Genomic DNA, 21,586 nt, shown 5'->3' on the forward strand with positions numbered 1-21,586 from the left:
GAGCTGCGATGCGATTTACTGACATATTCATAAAACGGCCTGTGCTGGCGATCTCACTCAGCTTCCTGATAGCCCTGCTGGGCTTCCAGGCCATCTTCAAGATGCAGGTGCGTGAATACCCCGAGGTGATCAACACCGTCATCACGGTCAACACCAGCTACTATGGCGCCAGTGCGGACCTGATCCAGGGCTTCATCACCCAGCCCCTGGAGCAGGCGGTCGCCCAGGCCGACAACATCGACTTCATGACCTCCTCGAGCCAATTGGGCAGTTCCACGGTGACGGCGTACATGAAGCTCAACACCGATCCGAACGCCGCGCTGTCCGACATCCTGGCCAAGGTCAACTCGGTGCGTTCCCAGTTGCCCAAAGAGGCGGAAGACCCTTCAGTCACCTCCTCCACCGGCTCCACCACGGCGGTGCTCTACATGGGCTTCACCAGCCCGGAGCTCAACTCCAGCCAGATCACCGACTACCTGGAGCGGGTCATCAAGCCCCAGCTGTTTACCGTGGGCGGGGTCTCCAAGGTGGATCTGTATGGCGGTGTCGAATTCGCCCTGCGGGTGTGGCTGGATCCGGCCAAGATGGCCGCCTTTGACCTGACCTCAAGCGACGTGATGACGGTGCTCAACAGCAACAACTATCAGTCCGCGACCGGCCAGGCCACCGGCTATTTCACCCTGTTCAACGGCAACGCCGAGACCCAGGTCGGCAACATCGAAGAGCTCAAGCGTCTGGTGGTCGCCACCCGCGACAGCAAGGTGATCCGTCTCTCCGACATCGCCAAGGTCTCCCTGGAGAAGAGCCACGACATCTATCGCGCCAGCGCCAACGGCCGCGAGGCCGTAGTTCTGGCCATCAACGCAGCCCCGACAGCCAACCCCATCAACATCGCCCACGATGTGCTGGAGCTGCTGCCGAGCCTGAAGCGCAACATGCCGAGCACCATGCAGGTGAACGTCCTGTATGACTCCACCATCGCCATCAACGAATCCATCCACGAGGTCATCAAGACCATACTGGAGGCGGCCGCCATCGTACTGGTGGTGATCACCCTGTTCCTCGGTTCGTTCCGGGCGGTCATCATCCCCATCATCACCATTCCCCTGAGCCTCATCGGCGTGGTGATGATGATGGACATGTTCGGCTTCTCCATAAACCTCATGACTCTGCTGGCGATGGTGCTTGCCATCGGTCTGGTGGTGGATGACGCCATCGTGGTGCTGGAGAACGTCGACCGTCACATCAAGGAAGGGGAAGAGCCGTTCCGGGCCGCCATCATAGGTACCCGGGAGATCGCCGTGCCCGTCATCGCCATGACGGTCACCCTGGCGGCGGTGTATGCGCCCATCGCCCTGATGGGGGGCATCACCGGCTCCCTGTTCAAGGAGTTCGCGCTGACCCTGGCGGGCGCCGTGTTCGTCTCGGGCATCATCGCCCTGACCCTGTCGCCCATGATGTGCGCCAAGATGCTCAGGGCCAACGAGGAGCCCGGCAAGTTCGAGCGTACCGTACACGATCTGCTGGACCGGATGACGGCCCGCTACGACGCCATGCTCCATGCCGTGATGCAAAAGCGCATCGTGGTCATCCTGTTTGCCGTCATCGTGTTCGCCAGCCTGCCGCTGCTGTTCAAGTTCATTCCGAGCGAGCTGGCCCCGTCCGAGGACAAAGGCGTCATGGCGGTGCTGGGGACGGCCCCTTCCAACGCCAACCTGGACTACATCGAAAACACCATGGCGGACGTGAACAAAGTCCTGGACGACCAGCCGGAGATCGCTTACTCCCAGGTCTTCTCGGGGGTGTTCAACTCCAATCAGGCGTTCGGTATCGCCTCCATGGTGCCCTGGAGCCAGCGTGAAGCGAGCCAGAAAGAGGTGCTGGACCGGGTCGCCGGTCTGGTGAAGGACATCCCCGGGATGGCCATCACCACCTTCCAGTTCCCGGAACTGCCGGGGGCGTCGAGCGGTTTGCCCATCCAGTTCGTTATCACCACCCCGAACAGCTTCGAGAGCCTGTTCCTGATCGCGGGTGAGATGCTGGCGGCAACCCAGGCCAACGGCCAGTTCGTTTATTCGGATCTCGATCTGAACTACGACTCGGCCACCATGAAGATCAGCATCGACAAGGACAAGGCAGGTGCCTACGGCATCACCATGCAAGACATCGGCATCACCATGGGCACCATGATGGCGGACGGTTACGTCAACCGTATCGACCTGGATGGCCGCTCCTACGAGGTGATCCCGCAGGTGGAGCGCAAGTTCCGTCTCAACCCCGAGTCCATCAAGGGGTACTACGTGCGTGCCGCCGACGGCAAGTCGATCCCGCTGGGCAGCCTGATCAAGATTGAAGTGAAGGGAGAGCCCCGTGCCCTGCCCCACTTCAACCAGCTGAACTCCGCCACCATCGGCGCCGTGCCGGCACCGGGCGTGGCCATGGGGGATGCGATCAACTGGTTCAAGGCGACCGCGGAAGAGAAGCTGCCCCAAGGCTATCGTTACGACTTCATGGGTGAAGCCCGCCAGTTCGTGACCGAAGGGAATGCGCTCTACGCCACCTTCGCCCTGGCCCTGGCCATCATCTTCCTGGTGCTGGCGATCCAGTTCGAATCCGTGCGTGACCCGCTGGTCATCATGGTGTCAGTGCCGCTGGCCATCAGTGGCGCGCTGATCGCCCTGGCGTGGGGCATGGCCACCATGAACATCTACTCCCAGGTCGGTCTCATCACCCTCGTCGGTCTGATTACCAAGCACGGTATTCTGATCTGCGAGGTGGCGAAGGAGGAGCAACTGCTCCATGGTCTGAACCGGATGCAAGCCGTGATGCAGGCTGCCAAGGTCCGTCTACGCCCCATCCTGATGACCACGGCGGCGATGATCGCAGGCCTCATCCCGCTGCTCTATGCCTCGGGTGCGGGGGCGGCACAGCGCTTCAGCATCGGCATCGTCATCGTGGCGGGTCTGGCCATCGGCACCCTGTTCACCCTGTTCGTGCTGCCGGTCATCTACACCTTCCTGGCATCCGAGCACAAGCCGCTGCCGGAATTCGACGAATCCATCCCGGCAAAAGCCAAGGGCGGTCACTGATCCCAGCCCACACAAAAAAGGCCCCGAAAGGGGCCTTATTTTTATCCATTGGATGACACACGACATAAGTCCATGAAGCAGTTAAACTAAACCGCACTCAATCCAGACCGCAAGGACGCCATGTCAGGAATCTTCTCCAAAGCCGTCGGCCTTAACGGACTCTCTTATCGTCTGCTTTCCTACATTCTGATCTGCAGTACGGTGCTGGCACTGCTCATCACCGTGCTTCAGCTCGCCTGGGACTACAACAAGGATGTGACCGTCATCGAGGCCAGCATCGGCCAGATCGAGGCCTCCTTCCTGCAACCCATCTCGGCCAGTCTCTGGAATCTGGATGAAGAGCAGGTGAAGGTGCAGATCGAGGGCATCATGAACCTCCCCAACATGCAGTTCGTCATGGTCAAGGAGATGCTGGGCAATTCGGAAGTGCCCCTGCTCACCCAGGGGGTGGAGCAGCCCCAATACGACATCTCCCGCGAGTTCACCCTGAGCTATCAGGGGGAAGTGGTCGGCAAGCTTTTCGTCGCCGCCTCCCTGGAGCAGGTCTACCAGCGCCTCATCGAGAAATCCGTGCTGATCCTGGTCAGCCAGACCATCAAGACACTGGTCGTCTCGTTCTGCATCCTGGTCATCATTTACTATCTGGTGATCCGTCACATCAACCGCATCGTCAGCTATGCCCAGAAACTGAGCCTGGATCGCCTCGCGGTGGAGCTGACCCTGGAAGGTCGCCCCCTGCCCCGCAAGTCCCCTGACGAATTCGATACCCTGGCCGCCACCCTCAACCAGATGCGCACCCGGCTGAACGACGAGTTCACGGCCCGCCATCAGGCCGCCGATCAGCTCCAGCAGGAGCGGGACTTCTCCGCCACCCTGATCAACTCCGCCAACATGGTCATCTGCTGCATGGAGCCGGATCTCAACATCGCCAGCATCAACCCGGCGGCCATCCTGCTGACCGGCTATCACCACCAGGAGCTGTTGCAGCACAACTGGCTGGATCTCTTCGTCAGCAAGGAGCAGCGTGACGAGCTGGCCGCCACCCTGGCCGAGCAGGGCGCTCTGGAGGACAGGGAGATCACCATGCACGATCAGCAGGGCAACGAGCTGGTACTGCAGTGGACCTTCGCTCCCTTCTACGAGGGGCCCAACCTCAAGTACCTGATTGGCTTTGGTTATGACATCACCCCCCTCAAAAAGGTGGAGCGGGAGATCACCCTGTTCAACGAGCAGCTGGAAGGCAAGGTGGCGGAACGCACCCGCAGCCTGAGCGATGCCAACGACCAGCTGGGCAAGGCCTATGACGATCTCAAGCAGGCCCAGCAGACCCTGGTGGAGTCGGAGAAAATGGCCTCCCTCGGTTCCCTGGTTGCCGGCGTGGCCCACGAGATCAACACCCCCATCGGCATCAGCGTCACCGCCTCCTCCTACCTGCAGGAGCGGGTGGCCGACTTCAAGCAGCATATCGAGGCCAAGCAGCTCTCCCGCACCTACCTCAACGAATTCACCCAGAATCTCGACGAGTCGATGCAACTGCTGCAAGGTAACCTGAGACGCGCCTCCGAGCTCATCGCCAGCTTCAAGCAGGTGGCAGTGGATCAGTCCTCCGAGGCCCGCTACAACTTCAGCCTCGCCGACAACCTGCATCAGGTGGTGGTCTCCCTCGGCTACAAGCTCAAGAAGGCCCAGTGCGAGGTGGACATCCAGTGCGATCCCAAGCTGAGCATCTACTCCTTCCCGGGCAGCTTCACCCAGATCTATTCCAACCTGATCCTCAACTCCATCCATCACGGTTTCGATGGCTGGGACAGGCCCAGAAAGATCACCATCCAGGTGGCGCAGCAGGGAGACGAGCTGGTCATCGACTACAGTGACAACGGCCGCGGCATCCCCCCGGAGATATTGCCGCGCATCTTCGATCCCTTCGTCACCTCCAAGCGGGGCCAGGGTGGCAGCGGGCTCGGCACTCACATCATCTACAACCTGGTGGTCCAGCTGCTGCGCGGCCGCATCCACTGTGCCAGCGAACCGGGCCAGGGCGCCCAGTTCCACATTCGCCTGCCCATCCAGCAGAACTGAGCACCGGCTCTTGTGGGCCGGCCGCTTTGTCCCCATCATGCTGTGACTGCATTCTTAACGAGCGGAGAACCTCGCAATGGCACAGCATTTTGACTACATCGCCATCGGTGGCGGCAGCGGCGGCATCGCCTCGGCCAACCGGGCAGCCATGTACGGCAAGAAAGTCGCCCTGATCGAAGCCAAAGAGCTGGGTGGCACCTGCGTCAACGTCGGCTGCGTACCGAAGAAGGCCATGTGGTATGCAGGCCAGATCGCCGATGCACTGAAATATGGCGCCGACTACGGCTTCGACACCACGCTCAACCACTTCAGCTGGGCCAGACTGGTCGAATCCCGTCAGGCCTATATCGGGCGCATTCACCAGTCGTACCAGAACGTGCTGGGCAAGAACCAGATCACTGTCATCAAGGGCTTCGCCCGCTTCGTCGACAGCCATACCGTCGAGGTGAACGGTGAGCAGTACAGCGCCGATCACATCCTGATTGCCACCGGCGGCCGCCCCGAGGTCCCGACCATTCCGGGCGCCGAACTGGGTATCGACTCCGACGGTTTCTTCGACCTGCAAAGCCAGCCCAAACGGGTTGCCGTGGTGGGTGCCGGCTATATCGCCGTGGAGATCGCAGGCGTGATGCAGGCTCTTGGCTCCGAGACCCATCTGGTGGTGCGCAAGCATGCGCCGCTGCGCAACTTCGACCCCATGATCCACGAGACCCTGGTGGAGATCATGGCGCAGGAAGGGCCCAAGCTGCACACCCACGCCATTCCCAAGGCCGTCATCAAGAACGCCGACGACAGCCTGACCCTGCAACTGGAAGATGGTCGCCACCTCACCGTCGACTGCCTCATCTGGGCCATCGGTCGCGTGCCCGCCACCGACAACCTCAATCTGGCTGTCACCGGCATCACCCTGGACGAAAAGGGCTTCATCCCCACCGACAAGTTCCAGAACACCGCCGTCGCCAACCTCTATGCCGTCGGTGACAACACCGGCCGCATCCAGCTCACCCCGGTGGCTGTCGCGGCAGGCCGCCGCCTCTCGGAGCGGCTGTTCAACAACAAGCCGGGCGAGCACCTCAACTACGATCTGGTGCCGACCGTGGTGTTCAGCCACCCGCCCATCGGCACCATCGGCCTGACCGAGCCGGAAGCCGTTGCCGAATACGGGGAAGATCAGGTGAAGGTCTACCGCAGCCAGTTCACCGCCATGTACTCGGCCCTGACCCAGCATCGCCAGCCCACCCGGATGAAACTGGTCTGCGTTGGGCCGGAAGAGAAGGTTGTCGGCCTGCACGGCATCGGCTTCGCCATGGACGAAATTCTGCAAGGCTTCGGCGTCGCCATGAAGATGGGCGCCACCAAGGCGGACTTCGACAACTGCGTTGCCATCCATCCCACCAGCGCGGAAGAGTTTGTGACCATGCGATAAGCGGGGTTGAAGCTGGCCTCATCACCATCGGGTCAGCTTCCACCACTTGCTACCAAAACCCGGCTCAGGCCGGGTTTTTTGTGCCTTGCCCGTCCACCAGCCAACAAAACCTGCCTTCTTTACGCCGATTTTACGCCAGCCAAATTGGGCTTTATGGCGCCTTTACGCCCGTTTTACATACCCTTTCAGCGTCAATGAGACCCATGGGATCGACACGGATATGCATCGATCCCTGACGCTAATTACCTCAACGGAGTCGTTATGAATTGGCTATATCTGCTGCTGGTCCTCGCCCTCGCGGGTTATCTGCTGCGCGCCCTCGCGCGTACCCATGAGTGAGGAACCGGATATGTGGCAAGAGATCATCTATCCCGTCGCGTTCGTGCTGCTGGTGCTGCTGCCGGCGCCTCTGCTTGGCAACTACCTGTATCGGGTGTTTGAAGGCAAGAGTCGCTGGCTGGCCCCGCTTGAGCGCGCCACCCTGGCCTGCTGCGGCACGGACGGGCGCGAGCAGGACTGGAAGTCCTACGCCCTCAGCCTGCTGGCTTTCAACGGCGCCGGTTTCGGCCTGCTGTTCCTGATCCTGATGGCGCAGGGGCTGCTGCCCCTCAACCCGCAGCAACTGCCAGGGTTGAACTGGCAACTCGCCTTCAACACCGCGGTCAGCTTCATGACCAACACCAACTGGCAGGCCTACTCCGGCGAAGCCAGCCTCTCCTACTTCAGCCAGATGGTGGGGCTCACCACCCAGAACTTCGTCTCCGCCGCCACCGGCGCCGCCGTCGCCATCGCCCTGTTTCGCGGCATCGCCCGCCAGCAGACCACCCACCTCGGCAACTTCTGGCAGGATCTGGTGCGTTTCTGTCTCTACGTGCTGCTGCCGATGGCGCTGATCCTGGCGCTGCTGCTGGTATGGCAGGGGGTGCCCCAGAGCCTGTCGGCCTACCTGCCGTTCCACGCGCTGGAAGGCCAGGAGCAGCTGCTGCCGCTCGGCCCGGCCGCCTCCCAGATCGCCATCAAGCAGCTCGGCTCCAACGGTGGCGGCTTCTTCGGCATCAACTCGGCCCATCCGTTCGAGAACCCGACCGCCCTCTCCAACTGGCTGGAGATGGTCGCCCTGCTGACGCTGACCGCCGCCATGGTCTGCACCCTGGGTCGCTACGTGAAGGATCTGGCTCACAGCCGCGCCATCCTCATCGCCATGACCATCATGCTGGTACTGGGGCTCTGCCTCGCCATCGGCCAGGAGCTGCAGCCGGATCCCGCCCTCGCCCACCTCACCAGCGAAGCCGGCAACTGGGAAGGCAAGGAGAGCCGCTTCGGCCCCGTGCTCTCCAGCATCTGGGAAGTGGCCACTACCGCCGCCTCCAACGGCTCGGTCAACGCCATGCACGACAGCTTCACCCCCCTCGGCGGCATGGTCGGCATGATCAATATGCTGCTGGGTGAAGTGGTGTTCGGCGGCGTGGGCGCTGGCATCTACGGCATAATGCTGTTCGTGCTGCTCACCGTGTTCCTGTGCGGCCTGATGGTGGGGCGCACCCCGACCTATCTCGGCAAACGGCTCGGCATCACCGAGATGAAGTGGGTGGTCGCCAGCATGCTGGTGATGCCGGTCGGGGTATTGGTGATCGGCGGCATTACCCTGCTGATGCCAGACTCCGCCACCGTCATCGGTCACGATGGCCCCCACGGTCTGTCACGGCTGATCTATGCCTACGCCTCGGCCGCCGGCAACAACGGCTCCGCCTTCGCCGGCTTTGCCGCCGCCGACAGCTGGCAGTGCATCGCCATCGGGCTGGCCATGCTGCTCGGTCGCTTCGGCTACATCATCCCCGTGCTGGCCATCGCCGGCCAGCTGGCCCGCGCCCCTCGTCAGGAGCGAAGTGAAGGGGACTTCCCCGTCAGCGGCCCGCTCTTCATCACCCTGCTGATCGTCACAGTGCTGCTGATGGGGGGTCTCTCCTTCCTGCCGGTGCTGGCGCTGGGCCCGGTGGCGGAACACCTGAGCCTGCTGGGAGGTGCCTTCTGATGCTGCACACCCGACTGATCTGCGTGACCAACTATTCGATGCTGGGAGCTTTCCAATGAGCAAGTCCGCTTCAATGAGCACCGACACCCTCAAGGTGAAGGGCAAGAAACAGAAATCACAGATCCTGCAGGCCATGGTGGAAGCCCTCTATCGCTTCAACCCCAGGGCACTGCTGGGCAGCCCCATCCTGTTCACTCTCTGGCTGGCGGCCGTGATGTCGACCCTGGAGTCGCTGCTGGGGCAGCCGCTCTCCGGCGTCGCTCCTTCGCTGGTCTGGCAGCTGACCGCCTGGCTCTGGCTGACCCTCTGGTTTGCGAACTTCGCCGAGACCCTGGCCGAAGGTCGCGGCAAGGCGCGGGCCGACAGCCTGAAGGCGGGCATGAGCCAGCTCAAGGCTCGTCGTGTCACAGACCCCAGGGATGGGCAAGGGGAATGGGTGCCGGCCACCAGCCTGCTCAAGGGCGATCTGGTGCTGGTACGCAGCGGCGAGATGATCCCGGCAGACGGTGAGGTCATCGCCGGTATCGCCTCGGTCAACGAGGCGGCCATCACCGGGGAATCCGCCCCCGTGATCCGCGAGTCGGGCACCGACCGCAGCGGCGTGACCGGCAACACCACCGTCGTTTCAGACCAGATCTGGGTGCACATCAGCAACAACCCGGGCGAAAGTACCCTGGATCGCATGATTGCCCTGGTGGAAGGGGCCAAGCGGCAGAAGACCCCCAACGAGATGGCGCTGGACGCCCTGCTGGTGGGGCTGACCCTGATCTTCCTGCTGGTGGTGGCCACTCTGCCCTGGTTCCTCGACTACAACGGCACCCAGGTGCCCCGGCTCTATCTGCTGGCGCTGTTCATCACCCTGATCCCGACCACCATCGGCGGTCTGCTCTACGCCATCGGCATCGCCGGTATGGACCGGCTAGTGAAGCTCAACGTGATCGCCAAGTCGGGCCGGGCGGTGGAAGCCGCCGGCGACGTGCGCACCCTGCTGCTGGACAAGACCGGCACCATCACTTTCGGCAACCGGATGGCGGACGAGCTGATCCCGGCCCCCGGCGTGGACCCCTCCCTGCTGGCCCAGGCCGCCATGCTGGCCTCGCTCGGTGACAACACGCCGGAGGGCAAATCCATCCTGACCCTGGCGGGCAAGAGCCACACCAAGCCGAGCCAGCTGGAGAGCGACATCCTCATCCCCTTCAGCGCCGAGACCCGGCTGAGCGGGCTGGATCGCAACGGCCATCACTATCGCAAGGGGGCGGTGGATGCTGTGCTGCGCTACCTCTCGCTCGATCGCAAGGCGGTGCCCGAGCTCATCCTCAAATCGGTGGACAACATCGCCCGCCAGGGCGGTACCCCGCGCTGGTCTGCACCCACGAGAAGCTGCTGGGGGTAGTGTTCCTCAAGGACATCATCAAGCCGGGCATCAAGGCACGCTTCCAGATCCTGCGCCACATGGGGATCCGCACCGTGATGATCACCGGTGACAACCCGCTGACCGCCGCCGCCATCGCCGCCGAGGCTGGGGTGGACGACTTCATCGCCGAGGCGACGCCGGAGAAGAAGCTGGCCTACATCCGTCAGGAGCAGGCCGATGGCCGGCTGGTCGCCATGTGCGGGGACGGCGCCAACGACGCCCCGGCGCTGGCCCAGGCCGACGTGGGCCTGGCCATGAACGAGGGGACTCAGGCCGCCAAGGAGGCGGGCAACCTGGTGGATCTCGACTCCAACCCCACCAAGCTGCTGGACGTGGTGCTGGTGGGCAAGCAGCTGCTGGTGACCCGTGGCGCCCTGACCACCTTCTCCATCGCCAACGACGTGGCCAAGTACTTCGCCATCCTGCCGGCCCTGTTCATCGCCGCCTATCCGCAGCTGGGGGTGCTGAACCTGATGCAGCTACGCAGCCCCGAGAGCGCCATCCTGTCGGCCATCATCTTCAACGCCCTGATCATCGTCGCGCTGGTGCCGCTGGCCCTGCGCGGGGTCAGCCTGCAGGGCTCGGCCGCCAGCCTGCTGCGCCGCAACCTGCTGATCTACGGCGTCGGCGGCCTGATAGTGCCTTTCATAGGTATCAAGCTGATCGACCTGGTCATCACCGGCCTGGGCCTAGTGTGACTACATAGCGGGGTGCAGGCCTGGCTTGTACCCCATCAATCTTTTGGAGCAAAAAATCATGATAGCAATCAGAACCCTGCTGACCCTGACCCTGCTGCTGGGGGTGGCATATCCGCTGGCCGTCACCGGGCTGGCCCAGCTGCTCTTCCCCTGGCAGGCCAACGGCAGCCTGCTCACCAACGCCAAGCAGCAGATGGTCGGCAGCGCCCTGCTAGCCCAGAAATTCGAGCGGGCCGACTACTTCCACTCCCGCCCCTCCGCCAGCGATTTCGCCACCATAGGTGGCGGCGGAAGCAACCTGGGGATGAGCTCGCCGCTACGGGCCGAGTTTGCCGCAGCTGCGGCCAGGGCGCAGCCGGAAGCCAGGGTCCCCGCCCTGCTGACCCGCTCCGCCTCCGGCCTCGATCCCCATCTGCCCCTCGATGCAGCGCTGGCCCAGGTGGATAGGGTCGCCGGGCAACGGGGGCTGGATCCCGTTCAGTTGACGGAGCAGGTCAAGTCGGCGGCACAAGCTGGTATCCTTGGCCCGCAGGTGGTCAACATTCTCCAGTTGAACCTGCAACTCGATCATCAAAAGGGCGCCTGAGGGCGCTCCTTGCCGTTCGGGAAGGCTCCCTTTCGACAACGGGGACAAGCATGAGCAATGAGGTCACGGCCGCAGTTCGGCCGATGCAACGGGAGCACGGGGATGCGTGATGAAGTGAGGGCAGACGCCCTGCTGGCGAGCCTGGAGCAGGAGCACAGGGGCAAGCTGAAGGTGTTTCTCGGCGCGGCCCCCGGCGTCGGCAAGACCTACGCCATGCTGCAGGCGGTGCGGGAGCAGGCCAGGGAGGGAGTCGACATCCTGATCGGGGTGGTGGAGACCCACGGCCGTCAGGAGACCCTGGCCCTGCTCGACAAGCTCGCCATCCAGCCGCACACACTGCACCTGCACCGCCAGCAGCGGCTGGAGGAGATGGACTTGGACGGCCTGCTGGCCCGCAAGCCCGCCATCGCCGTGGTGGACGAGCTGGCCCACAGCAACGCCCCCGGCAGCCGCCACGAGAAGCGCTGGCAGGATGTGGAGGAGCTGCTGGGCGCCGGCATCGACGTCTACACCACCCTCAACGTGCAGCACCTGGAGAGCCTCAACGATCTGGTGTGGCAGCTGACCGGGGTCAGGGTCAAGGAGACCCTGCCGGATCAGGTGCTGCTGGAGGCCGACAGCCTGGTGTTGATCGACCTCCCCCCCCAAAGAGCTGCTCGGCCGTCTCAAGGAGGGCAAGGTCTATGTGCCCCATCAGGCCAAGGCCGCCCTGCAATCCTTCTTCTCCCTCAACAACCTGACCGCCCTGCGCGAGCTGGCGATGCAGACCGCCGCCAGCCATGTGGAGGGGGATCTGCAGCTGCAGTGGCAGGCCGCCGGCAAGACCACCTTGCCGCTGCGGGGCAAGCTGATGGTCTGCATCGGAGATGAGCACGGCGCCGCCCTGGTGCGTTACGGCCACCGCTTCGCCCAGCGCCGCCAGCTACCCTGGCTGGTGGTGCACATCGACAGCAAGGGGCAGCGCTCGGTCGAGCTGGAGCAGGCGCTGGCGCTCGCTTCCCAGCTGGGGGCCAAGGTGCTGACCCTCTCCAGTCCGGCGGTGGCCGACACCCTGCTGGAGACCGCCGAGCAGCAGCAGGTATCGCAACTGCTGCTGGGCAAACCCCACAAGGCCCCCTGGCGTCGCTCGCTGGTGCAACACCTGCTCAAGCAAGCGCAAGGACTCGAGATCACGCTGGTGGATACCGAGAAGCGCAAGCCCAGCCTGGGCTTGCAGCCGCTCCACCCCAAGGACATTCGCCAGAGCCTGCTGGCGGTAGCCATCATGGGGACCACCTCAGCCGCCGTCTGGGGCCTCTCCCACTGGCTGCCGCCCGCCTCCCTGCCCATGCTGTTCGTGCTGGGGGTGCTGGCCACCGCGCTCACCACCAGCCTGATGCCCGCCATCCTGGCCGCCGTGCTGGGCTTTGTCGGCCACAATCTGCTGTTCACCGCCCCCTACTTCTCTTTGAGCGTGGCCAGCCACAGCGATCTGCTCACCCTGTTCGTGCTGCTGATCGTCGGCATCACGGCCGGGCGGCTTGCCTCCCGTCAGCGCCAACAGCTGATCGGCCTGCGCGAGACCCAGCAGTTGGGCAACGCCCTGCTGTCGCTGAGCCAGGGGCTGGCCACCGCCAGCAGCTCGGAAGAGGTGCTCAGACAGGGATCCCAGGCCATCTCGCTGGCGCTGGGCCAGCCGGTGTTCGCCCTCGATCAGCACTATCAGCACAGGGCCGGCTCGACCCAGCACAAGCCGGGGCAGACCGACAAGGCCGCCATCGACTGGTGTCTGGCCCAGAAGCAGAGCGCCGGCGCCCACACCGCCACCCTCAACGCGGCCGAGGCCCAGTACCACCACCTCAGCGATGAACTGGTACTGGGGATAGTGCTGGCCAATCCGCTCGCTTCTTCGGCCGAGCATCAGCTGCAGGCCCTGCTCACCGATATCCGCGCCGCACTGGCCCGGATCGATCTCAACGAACGGCTGGCCGACAGCCAGCTGCAGGCGGAGACCGACCGGATGCGCGCCGCCCTGCTCTCCTCGGTCTCCCACGATCTGAAGACGCCGCTGGCCACCATCATGGGGGCCGGCAGCACTCTGCTGGAATATGGTGACCGGATCAGCAGCGAGGATCGCAGCGAGCTGCTGCACTCGGTGCAGGACGAGGCGCGCCGCCTGCACAGCTATGTGCAGAACCTGCTGGACATGACCCGCATCGGCTCACCGGATTTCCAGCTCAAACGGGACTGGGTCGACCTGGCGGATCTGGTGGAGAACGCCCGCCGCCGGCTCGACTCCTCCTGGCGCCAGCACAAGCTGCTGGTGCACTTCGATCAGCAGATCCCCCGCCTCTATGTGCATGGCGCCCTGATCGAGCAGGTGCTGGTCAACATTCTCGACAACGCCTCCCGCTATTCGCCGGCCGGCACCCCCATCGAGTTCAAGGTGATGCTGGCGGACCCCGATCTCATCCTCGACATCATCGACATCGGGGTCGGCATCGCCGAGTCGGATCGGGACAAGATCTTCAATCTGTTCTACACCCAGCCGGTCGGCGACTGCGGCAGCCGCGGCACCGGACTTGGCCTCGCCATTTCCCGCGCTATGATAGAGGCCCACGGCGGCCGCATCTGGGCATTTTCCGGCCCCAACGGCAACGGCACCTGCATGCGCATCTCCCTGCCGCTGGCGCTCAATGCAGCCGCGGCCTGAACCTTTTTACTCTATCCAGCTGGAGGCTGAATGGCTCACATACTGGTCATCGACGACGAGGCGGCCATCCGCCGTTTTTTGCGGATCAGCCTGATCGCCGAGGGGCATCAGGTGAGCGAGGCGGTCGGCGTCAACGAGGGGCTGGCGCAGTATCGCCACCTCAATCCCGATCTGGTGATCCTGGACCTCGGCCTGCCGGACGGTGATGGCATCCAAATCCTGCACGCCATCCGCGAGCACCACGCCAATCCCGTGCTGGTGCTCTCGGCGCGGGACTCAGAGCAGGAGAAGGTGCGGCTGCTGGATGCGGGGGCCAACGACTACATGAGCAAGCCGTTCGGCGTCGGGGAGATGATGGCCCGTATCCGGGTGCTGCTGCGCCAGCGAGTCGGCGCCACCAGCGGCGAGTGTCGACACATCCCCCACTGTGGCCTGACCCTGGACAGCAGCAGCCACAAGGTGACCCTGCAGGGCGAGGAGATCCCCCTCTCCCGCAAGGAGTTCGCCCTGTTGCAGGCGCTGGTGTGCCACCCCGGCAAGCTGGTGCAACAGACCCAGCTGCTCATCGACATCTGGGGGCCGAGCCACAAGGAAGATACCCACTACCTGCGCATCGTCATCGCCAGTCTGCGCAAGAAGCTGGGAGATAACCCCCAGCAACCCACGCTGATCGAGACCGAATCCGGCATCGGCTACCGTTTTATCGGCAGCTGATGTTTCACGTGGAACGACGCCAGCAACAACAGAGTGCCAACAGACCGCATCCCCCGAGCAGCAGTCCGAGATCCTGCAAGCTGGCTGCAACCGCCAACCCCAGGCTGAGTAGCAGGTAGTAGCCAAGCCCGAACAGGGCCCCGGCACTGCCCGCCACCTCCCGATAGGCCAGCAGCGCCTGGCTCAGCACATTGGGGATAGCCAGCCCGAACGCGATCACCACTCCCGTCATGGGCAGCAGAAACCAGAGCGATGCCTGACTGGCCCACACCAGCCAACCCGAACCCAACGCCAGCACGGCGGCGAGCCGTATTAACGAGGCAGGCGTCCAGCCACGGCCCAGCAGGCGCTTGTTGAGCAGGCTGCCCACCAGGGTCGCCAGCGCCAGCACGATGCCGGAATAACCAAATTCCCCCGCGCTCAGCCCCAGACTGGCAAACAGAAACGGCGCCAGGCTGTAGTAGCCGAACAGCATGGTGTTGAACAGCGCCACCAGGGCGGCGCTGCGCCACAAGCCGGTATCACGCACCATCCGGCAGGCCAGCGGCCAGAGTGCGACCCTCTGAGTGATGGCCGGGCGGGTTTCCGGCAGTTGCCAGCAAGTGACCAGCAGCAATCCAACTGCCAATACCAGCAGGGCGCCAAATACCCCGAGATAGCCGAACCCGCTCGCCAGCTGGCCGCCGCTCACCAGCCCCAGCACCGGACTGAGGGAGAGCGCGATGCCCATCACCGAAAAGACCCGCGCCAGATCGCTGCCCTGATAGCTGTCGCGCAGCATGGTCTGGGTCACCACGGAACCCACGGCGGCACCGAAGGCCGCGATGACCCGTGCCAGCAGCAGGGTTTCAAATTGAGCGGCCAGCAACGCCAGCAGAGTGCCGGCGCCATAGGTCAGCAGCCCCGCCAGCATGGCGGGACGCCGCCCGATGAGATCGCACAACCTGCCCCAGCAGACCACGCCCGCCGCAAACGCCAGAAAATAGACCGACAGGGTCTGGGACGCCTGCCCCTCGCTCACCCGAAACTCCGTGGCGATATGGGTCAGCACCGGGCTGTAGGTGGTCTCCACTATCTGGGGAAACATCATCAATCCGACCACCAGCCAGCGCGGTGGCAACCTGTTGTTCATGACACACCTCCTTCACAAGAGGTCGCCATTCTAGAGAGGGATAACTTGTCCGATTACAATAAGGCGGACTATAAACAGCAAGAATCGGACACATGGCCTTTATTCTTCCCGATCACCCCTTTGATCCGGACCAGCACGACGGCAGCGCCATCGGTATTGCCGCCGCCCTCGGCTGGCACGACTCCGGCCGCCATCAGCACCAGCGCCACCAGCTGCTGTTCGCCCAGGCAGGCTGCATGACCATAGAGCTGGACGATCAGGTCTGCCTGCTGCCGCCGACGCGAGCGGCCTGGTTGCCAGCAGGCCTGCCCCACCGGGTGTTGATGCGCGGGGTAGTGGCCTATCGCTCCCTCTACTTCCAGCCGGAGCCCGCATTGCCAAACGAGATGGCGGTGCTGGCGGTCAACCCGCTGCTGCGGGAGATCATCGAGCGGATGGCGCTCTGGCCGTGGGACAAGCCGGCGGCGGAGCAGCATTGCACGCTGGCGTTGTTGCAGGAGGAGCTGGCGCAAGCGCCGCGGGAATCCTGGCAGTTGCCGCTGCCGTCAGACGGGCGTCTGACCGGCTGGCTGCAGGAGATAAAGCGGGGTGACACCCTGCCCGATCGGCTCAACCGGCTGGCCGAACGGGTGGGTGCCAGTGACAAGACCATAGGCCGCATCTTCATGCGAGAGACCGGCATGAGCTACCAGGCCTGGCGCCAGCAGTGGCGACTGCTGCGGGCCATGGAACTGCTGGCCGAAGCCGAGCCCATCAGCCGGGTGGCCGCTGCCCTGGAGTTCGCCAGCGACAGCGCCTTCATCGCCTTCTTCAGGCAACACACGGGGCAGACCCCCTTGCGCTACCTCAACTCTCGGGATGAGTCGCATCGGCAGAACTCGCCTCCACCACCAGGGTCTCCAGGGCCAGCGGCTTGAGGTTGTGGATGGCCTCTGCCACCACGTCATGGGAGGCCTGCTGCTGCAAGGCCAGCATCTCCTGTTGCAGGGCGGCGCTGTCCAGCTCGGGTCTGGGGTTCTCGGCGGCCATGGCATTCAGGCTCAGGCTGCTGGCAATCAGGGTAGCGATCAGGATCTTCATCTGGCGTGCTCCGGTGTGGTTGAGATGACCACATAACTATTCCAATAGTTGTGCCAGATTTATAACAGCATGATTTTATTGATATAAATAATTTTTTGATGCTGCCACCCCCCTTCCTGAATCGAATGTTGGTTATTTTAAAACCTATAAATGGTTTTTTTTACCACCACCATCATGGCAACCCTGTTCCACGTGAAACGCCCCGTTTTTTTGATCGACACCCGCTTTTGAAGTGAGCTATGGTGCTAGCTCCCCCCTTAACTGACTCTGGATTTGCCACCGAATGGAATTCTCCTTGTTCGGCGAGAAGTTCACTCGCCACGCCGGTATTACCCAACTCATGGACGACCTCAATCAAGGGCTGCTGAATCCCGACGCCATCATGCTGGGAGGCGGCAATCCGGCCCCCATCCCCGCCATGCTGGAACGCTTTCAGGCCGAGGCCAATACCCTGCTCGACAACGGCGAACTGATCAAGGCCATGGCCAACTACGATGGCCCCCAGGGCAAGGACAGGTTCACCAGGGCGCTGGCCGCCCTGCTCAGCAAGGAGCTGGGCTGGGAGATCTCCGCCCGCAACATCGCCCTGACCAACGGCAGCCAGAACGCCTTCTTCTATCTGTTCAACCTGCTGGCCGGCGAGTTCGCCGACGGTCGCAAGAAGAAGGTGCTGTTCCCGCTCGCCCCCGAGTACATCGGCTATGCCGACTCGGCCCTCTCGGACGATCATTTCGTCGCCTACAAGCCCACCATCGAGAAGCTGCCCGACGGCCAGTTCAAATACCACGTGGATTTCGAGAGCCTGCAGGTGGGCGACGACATCGGGGTGATCTGTGTCTCCCGGCCGACCAACCCCACCGGCAACGTGCTCACCGACGAGGAGATCGAGCACCTCGATCAGATCGCCCGTGACAAGGGGATCCCGCTCCTCATCGACAATGCCTACGGCGTGCCCTTCCCCGGCATCATCTTCAGCGACGCCAAGCCGTTCTGGAACGCCAACACCATCCTCTGCATGAGCCTCTCCAAGCTCGGCCTGCCTGGCACCCGTTGCGGCATCGTCATCGCCGACGAGAAGATCATCCGGGCCATCACCAACCTGAGCGGCATCATCAATCTGGCGCCGGGCAGCCTGGGTCCGGCCATCACCATTCCGATGATCGAGAGCGGTGACATCATCACCCTGAGCGAGCAGGTGGTGAAACCCTTCTACCAGCAGAAAGCCACCTTCGCGGTCCAGCTGCTGCGCGAGGCCATTCCGGATCCGCGCTTCCACATCCACAAGCCGGAGGGTGCCCTCTTCCTCTGGCTCTGGTTCGAAGACCTGCCGATCCACTGCCAGGAGCTGTATGAGCGACTGAAGGCGAAGAACCTGCTGATCGTGCCCGGCCACTACTTCTTCCCCGGCATCGACGACCCCGAGTGGCGCCACAGCCAGGAGTGCATCCGCCTCAACTATGCCCAGAGCGAAGATCTGGTGCGTCGTGGCATCGCCATCCTGGCCGACGAGATCAACGCCCTCTACGCCGGTTGATTCCCCCTTCGGCATGAAAAAAAGAGGCCTGCAGATGCAGGCCTCTTTTCTATCAGGTGGTCAGCGATGTTGTTTAACCGGGCAGTGCCAGCTGATCGGGTTTGCCGATGGGGATGGCGCGGGGCTTGAGCGCTTCCGGCAGCTCGCGGGCCAGCTCTATGGTCAGCAGGCCATGCTCCAGCTTGGCGCCCTGCACCTCTACATGCTGGCTCAGCTTGAAGGCGAGCTCGAAGTCCCGCTCGGCGATCCCCTGATGGAGGAACTGGCGCTCGCCCATGGAGGCGACCTTGCGCCCCTTCACCTTGAGGGTGCCGTTTTCGGTCTCCAGCTCCAGCTCATTGCGCTCGAAACCAGCCACGGCAACCGTGATGAGGTAGCTGTCGTGGTCGCGCTTTTCAATGTTGTACGGGGGGTAGGCCGAGGTCTTCTGATCGAACAGGCCTTCCAGCTCACGGGCCATCCGCTCGAAGCCGACGGCATTGGAATAGAGATGAGAAAAATCGAGGTTACGCATGATCCTATCCTTCTATAAAGCAACAGGGTTTACTCTCCACGGGCCCGTCAATCGGCACCCGGGAAACATCAATAATGCAACGAGGTCAGGCGGTCAGCCGTTGATCTCGATCTTGCGGGGTTTCATCGCCTCGGGCACTTCGCGCACCAGGTCGATGTGCAACAGACCGTTCTTAAGATCGGCGCCCTTCACCCGCACATAGTCGGCCAGCTGGAAGCGACGCTCGAAGCCGCGTTCGGCTATGCCTTGATAGAGGTAGTTACGCTCGGTATCGGCCTGCTTGTTGCCCTTCACCGTCAGCAGATTTTCCTGGAAACTCAGCTCCAGCTCTTCCTGGGTAAAGCCCGCCACCGCCATACTGATGCGGTAGTCGCTGTCACCCAGCTGCTCGATGTTGTAGGGGGGATAACCGGCATTGCCATTGCTGGCGGCAGATTCGATGAGAGTGGCCAGACGATCGAAACCGATGGCAGAACGATAGAGCGGAGAAAAGTCGATAGAACGCATAGTATTATCCTCTTTTGAGCGATAACGGATTGTTTGCCCTCCTGATGGACGGGCGCCTGGTCGAAACCTCTGTCGAGCGTTCCGGCCTTGTTATCTATATAGGGGCCAGCATTTGGCTTTCAAGGGGTAAAAACAAAAGAAATGCAGGCCATCAAGAATGGCCCGATTAGATCGATAATAGGCCTGCGGGCCACTCATGATCCGTCCCTCATCCCTCCATACTGGCCGTGTCCCCAACGAGAAACCGGAGCACGCCATGAAGATTACCCAGGTTCGCAACGCCACCCTGCTCATCCACTACGCAGGAACCCGCTTCCTCATCGACCCCATGCTGGCCCCCAAGGGGAGCTACCCCGGCTTCGAAGGCATGGCCAACAGCCATCTTCGCAACCCCCTGGTCGATCTGCCGCTGCCCATGGCGACCCTGCTGGAGGTGGATGCGGTGATTGTCACCCATGACCATCTGGATCACTGGGACGATGTCGCGAAAGCGAAGATCCCCAAGCACCTTCCCCTGTTCGTGCAGCATCAAAAAGATGCCGACACCATGAGGGGATGCGGCTTCGAGGATGTGCGCCTGCTGGGCGAGGTCGGCGAGTTCGCCGGCATCTGCCTGCAACAGACGGAAGGCCGACACGGCAGCGATACCATCATGGCCCTGCTGGGGGATCGCCTTGGCGAGGTCAGCGGAGTGGTCTTCTCCCATCCCGCCGAAAAGACCCTCTATCTGGCCGGCGACACCGTCTGGAATGCCCAGGTTGAACAAGCGCTGCACCGGCACCAACCCGAGGTTGTCGTCCTCAACTGCGGTGATGCCCAGGTGACGGGTCTGGGCGCCATCATCATGGGCAAGGAGGATGTGGCCGCCGTCTATCAGGCCGCCCCGCAGGCCACCCTGATCGCCAGCCACATGGAGGCGGTCAATCATGCCCTGCTGTCCCGGCGGGAGCTGCGCGACTATCTGGACAGCCAGGGGATGGCCGCCCGGGTAAGGGTGCCCGAGGATGGCGACACCATGGTGCTCTGAGCGAGGGGCCGGGCACCACATGGCTCTTCGGCTTTCTGTTGCTGCCCCGTATGATGGGGATCCGAGTGCAAAGGAGTTTGCCACCATGCCCCGTCCCCTCATCGTCGCCGTCATCACCTTCGATAGCTTCAGCCCCTTTCACTGCTCGGTGCCCTGCCTCATCTTTGGCGACAAGATGATGCCGGGCCAGTCGTTGTTCGAGCTGAGACTCTGCGCCGGGGATAACACGCGGCAACCCGCCTCCTCCCAGGGCTTTCGCATGGAGGCCGACTATGGCCTGGAGGGTCTGCTGGAGGCGGATATCATCATCATCCCCTTCTGGCGCGATCCGGCCGAGCGCCCCGCCCAACCCCTGCTCGATGCCCTGGTTGCCGCCCGGATCAGGGGAGCCCAGATCGTGGGGCTCTGTCTCGGCACCTATGTGCTGGCCTATGCCGGCCTGCTGGACGGGCGCGGTGCAGCCACCCACTGGGAATTTGAACAGGAGTTCGTCCAGCGCTTCCCCCGGGTGCGGCTCGATACCAATGCCCTCTACGTCGACGACGACGGGCTCATCACCTCGGCTGGCACCGCCGCCAGCCTGGACTGCTGCCTCTATCTGGTTCGCCAGCATCACGGCAGCCAGATTGCCAACAAGCTGGCCAGGCGGCTGGTGGTGCCTCCCCACCGGGAGGGTGGCCAGGCCCAGTTCATCGAGCAGCCGGTGCCCGCCACCACCCGGGATGCCAGGATCAACCAGCTGTTCGATCACCTGCGCCTGCACCTGGCCGCGCCCCACACCCTGGATAGCCTGGCGGAACATTGCATGATGAGCCGACGCACCTTTAGCCGCCGCTTCCAGCTTGCCACCGGTCTCTCCCTCGGGGAGTGGCTGATGGCGGAGCGCCTGCGCCGCAGCCAGACGCTGCTGGAGTCCAGCGCCCACACAGTGGAACGCATCGCCGAACTGGTGGGGCTCGGGTCTGCCACCATATTGCGCAAGCACTTTCGCGCCCGCTTCGGGGTGTCGCCGCGGGAGTGGCGCCGCACCTTTCGCGGTGACAGAGTCTAGGTCCCTCATGT

The 21,586-nt window shown here is 63.2% G+C and carries 14 protein-coding genes and 2 pseudogenes; 12 read left to right on the plus strand and 4 right to left on the minus strand.

Features of this window, described 5'->3' with window-relative positions:
* Positions 1–8 precede the first annotated feature (8 nt).
* From AB5Y54_RS01345 to AB5Y54_RS01380, 8 genes and pseudogenes are all read left to right on the plus strand, one after another.
* On the plus strand, positions 9–3,089 hold the full coding sequence (locus AB5Y54_RS01345) for a multidrug efflux RND transporter permease subunit (RefSeq protein WP_039040660.1): 3,081 nt from the start codon (positions 9–11) through the stop codon (positions 3,087–3,089).
* A gap of 120 nt (positions 3,090–3,209) precedes the next feature.
* Complete coding sequence (locus AB5Y54_RS01350) at positions 3,210–5,168, plus strand: ATP-binding protein (RefSeq protein WP_039040659.1); 1,959 nt, start codon at positions 3,210–3,212, stop codon at positions 5,166–5,168.
* A 76-nt stretch (positions 5,169–5,244) separates the two neighbouring features.
* Positions 5,245–6,594: a glutathione-disulfide reductase gene (gene gorA, locus AB5Y54_RS01355; protein ID WP_368153127.1), complete on the plus strand. Its 1,350-nt coding sequence runs from the start codon at positions 5,245–5,247 to the stop codon at positions 6,592–6,594.
* Between the two features lie 349 nt (positions 6,595–6,943).
* Positions 6,944–8,626 (plus strand): potassium-transporting ATPase subunit KdpA, encoded by a 1,683-nt coding sequence (gene kdpA / locus AB5Y54_RS01360; RefSeq protein WP_368153128.1) that lies wholly within the window; start codon positions 6,944–6,946, stop codon positions 8,624–8,626.
* 55 nt (positions 8,627–8,681) lie between these two features.
* Positions 8,682–10,738 (plus strand): annotated as a pseudogene (gene kdpB, locus AB5Y54_RS01365) (potassium-transporting ATPase subunit KdpB).
* Positions 10,739–10,796: 58 nt separating this feature from the next.
* Entirely contained in the window at positions 10,797–11,324 is a 528-nt protein-coding gene (locus AB5Y54_RS01370) for a potassium-transporting ATPase subunit C (RefSeq protein WP_368153129.1), read from the plus strand.
* Positions 11,325–11,426: 102 nt separating this feature from the next.
* A pseudogene (locus AB5Y54_RS01375) lies at positions 11,427–14,016 on the plus strand (DUF4118 domain-containing protein).
* 30 nt (positions 14,017–14,046) lie between these two features.
* On the plus strand, positions 14,047–14,730 hold the full coding sequence (locus AB5Y54_RS01380; protein WP_368153130.1) for a response regulator: 684 nt from the start codon (positions 14,047–14,049) through the stop codon (positions 14,728–14,730).
* A gap of 4 nt (positions 14,731–14,734) precedes the next feature.
* On the opposite strand, the gene AB5Y54_RS01385 is transcribed toward AB5Y54_RS01380, so the two are convergent.
* Entirely contained in the window at positions 14,735–15,862 is a 1,128-nt protein-coding gene (locus AB5Y54_RS01385; protein WP_048209386.1) for an MFS transporter, read from the minus strand.
* 92 nt (positions 15,863–15,954) lie between these two features.
* Here AB5Y54_RS01385 and AB5Y54_RS01390 point away from each other — a divergent pair, with 92 nt between their 5' ends.
* Complete coding sequence (locus AB5Y54_RS01390) at positions 15,955–16,779, plus strand: helix-turn-helix transcriptional regulator (RefSeq protein ID WP_368153131.1); 825 nt, start codon at positions 15,955–15,957, stop codon at positions 16,777–16,779.
* Here AB5Y54_RS01390 and AB5Y54_RS01395 read toward each other — a convergent pair.
* Positions 16,709–16,942: a hypothetical protein gene (locus tag AB5Y54_RS01395; protein WP_041214189.1), complete on the minus strand. Its 234-nt coding sequence runs from the start codon at positions 16,940–16,942 to the stop codon at positions 16,709–16,711. The genes AB5Y54_RS01390 and AB5Y54_RS01395 overlap by 71 nt on opposite strands.
* Before the next feature lie 283 nt (positions 16,943–17,225).
* On the opposite strand from AB5Y54_RS01395, the gene AB5Y54_RS01400 reads away from it, so the two are divergent.
* Complete coding sequence (locus AB5Y54_RS01400) at positions 17,226–18,476, plus strand: valine--pyruvate transaminase (protein ID WP_041214188.1); 1,251 nt, start codon at positions 17,226–17,228, stop codon at positions 18,474–18,476.
* Between the two features lie 73 nt (positions 18,477–18,549).
* Here the strand turns inward: AB5Y54_RS01400 and AB5Y54_RS01405 are convergent, their stop codons facing one another.
* On the minus strand, positions 18,550–18,990 hold the full coding sequence (locus AB5Y54_RS01405) for an Hsp20 family protein (RefSeq protein WP_201997302.1): 441 nt from the start codon (positions 18,988–18,990) through the stop codon (positions 18,550–18,552).
* A gap of 93 nt (positions 18,991–19,083) precedes the next feature.
* Complete coding sequence (locus tag AB5Y54_RS01410) at positions 19,084–19,497, minus strand: Hsp20 family protein (protein ID WP_043808971.1); 414 nt, start codon at positions 19,495–19,497, stop codon at positions 19,084–19,086.
* Between the two features lie 256 nt (positions 19,498–19,753).
* On the opposite strand from AB5Y54_RS01410, the gene AB5Y54_RS01415 reads away from it, so the two are divergent.
* Together AB5Y54_RS01415 and AB5Y54_RS01420 are read left to right on the plus strand one after the other, a co-directional pair.
* On the plus strand, positions 19,754–20,524 hold the full coding sequence (locus tag AB5Y54_RS01415) for an MBL fold metallo-hydrolase (RefSeq protein WP_053287952.1): 771 nt from the start codon (positions 19,754–19,756) through the stop codon (positions 20,522–20,524).
* Positions 20,525–20,609: 85 nt separating this feature from the next.
* Entirely contained in the window at positions 20,610–21,575 is a 966-nt protein-coding gene (locus AB5Y54_RS01420) for a GlxA family transcriptional regulator (protein ID WP_201922084.1), read from the plus strand.
* Positions 21,576–21,586: the final 11 nt, after the last annotated feature.

The organism is Aeromonas sp. s9, from assembly GCF_040907765.1.
Lineage (GTDB): Bacteria > Pseudomonadota > Gammaproteobacteria > Enterobacterales > Aeromonadaceae > Aeromonas > Aeromonas caviae.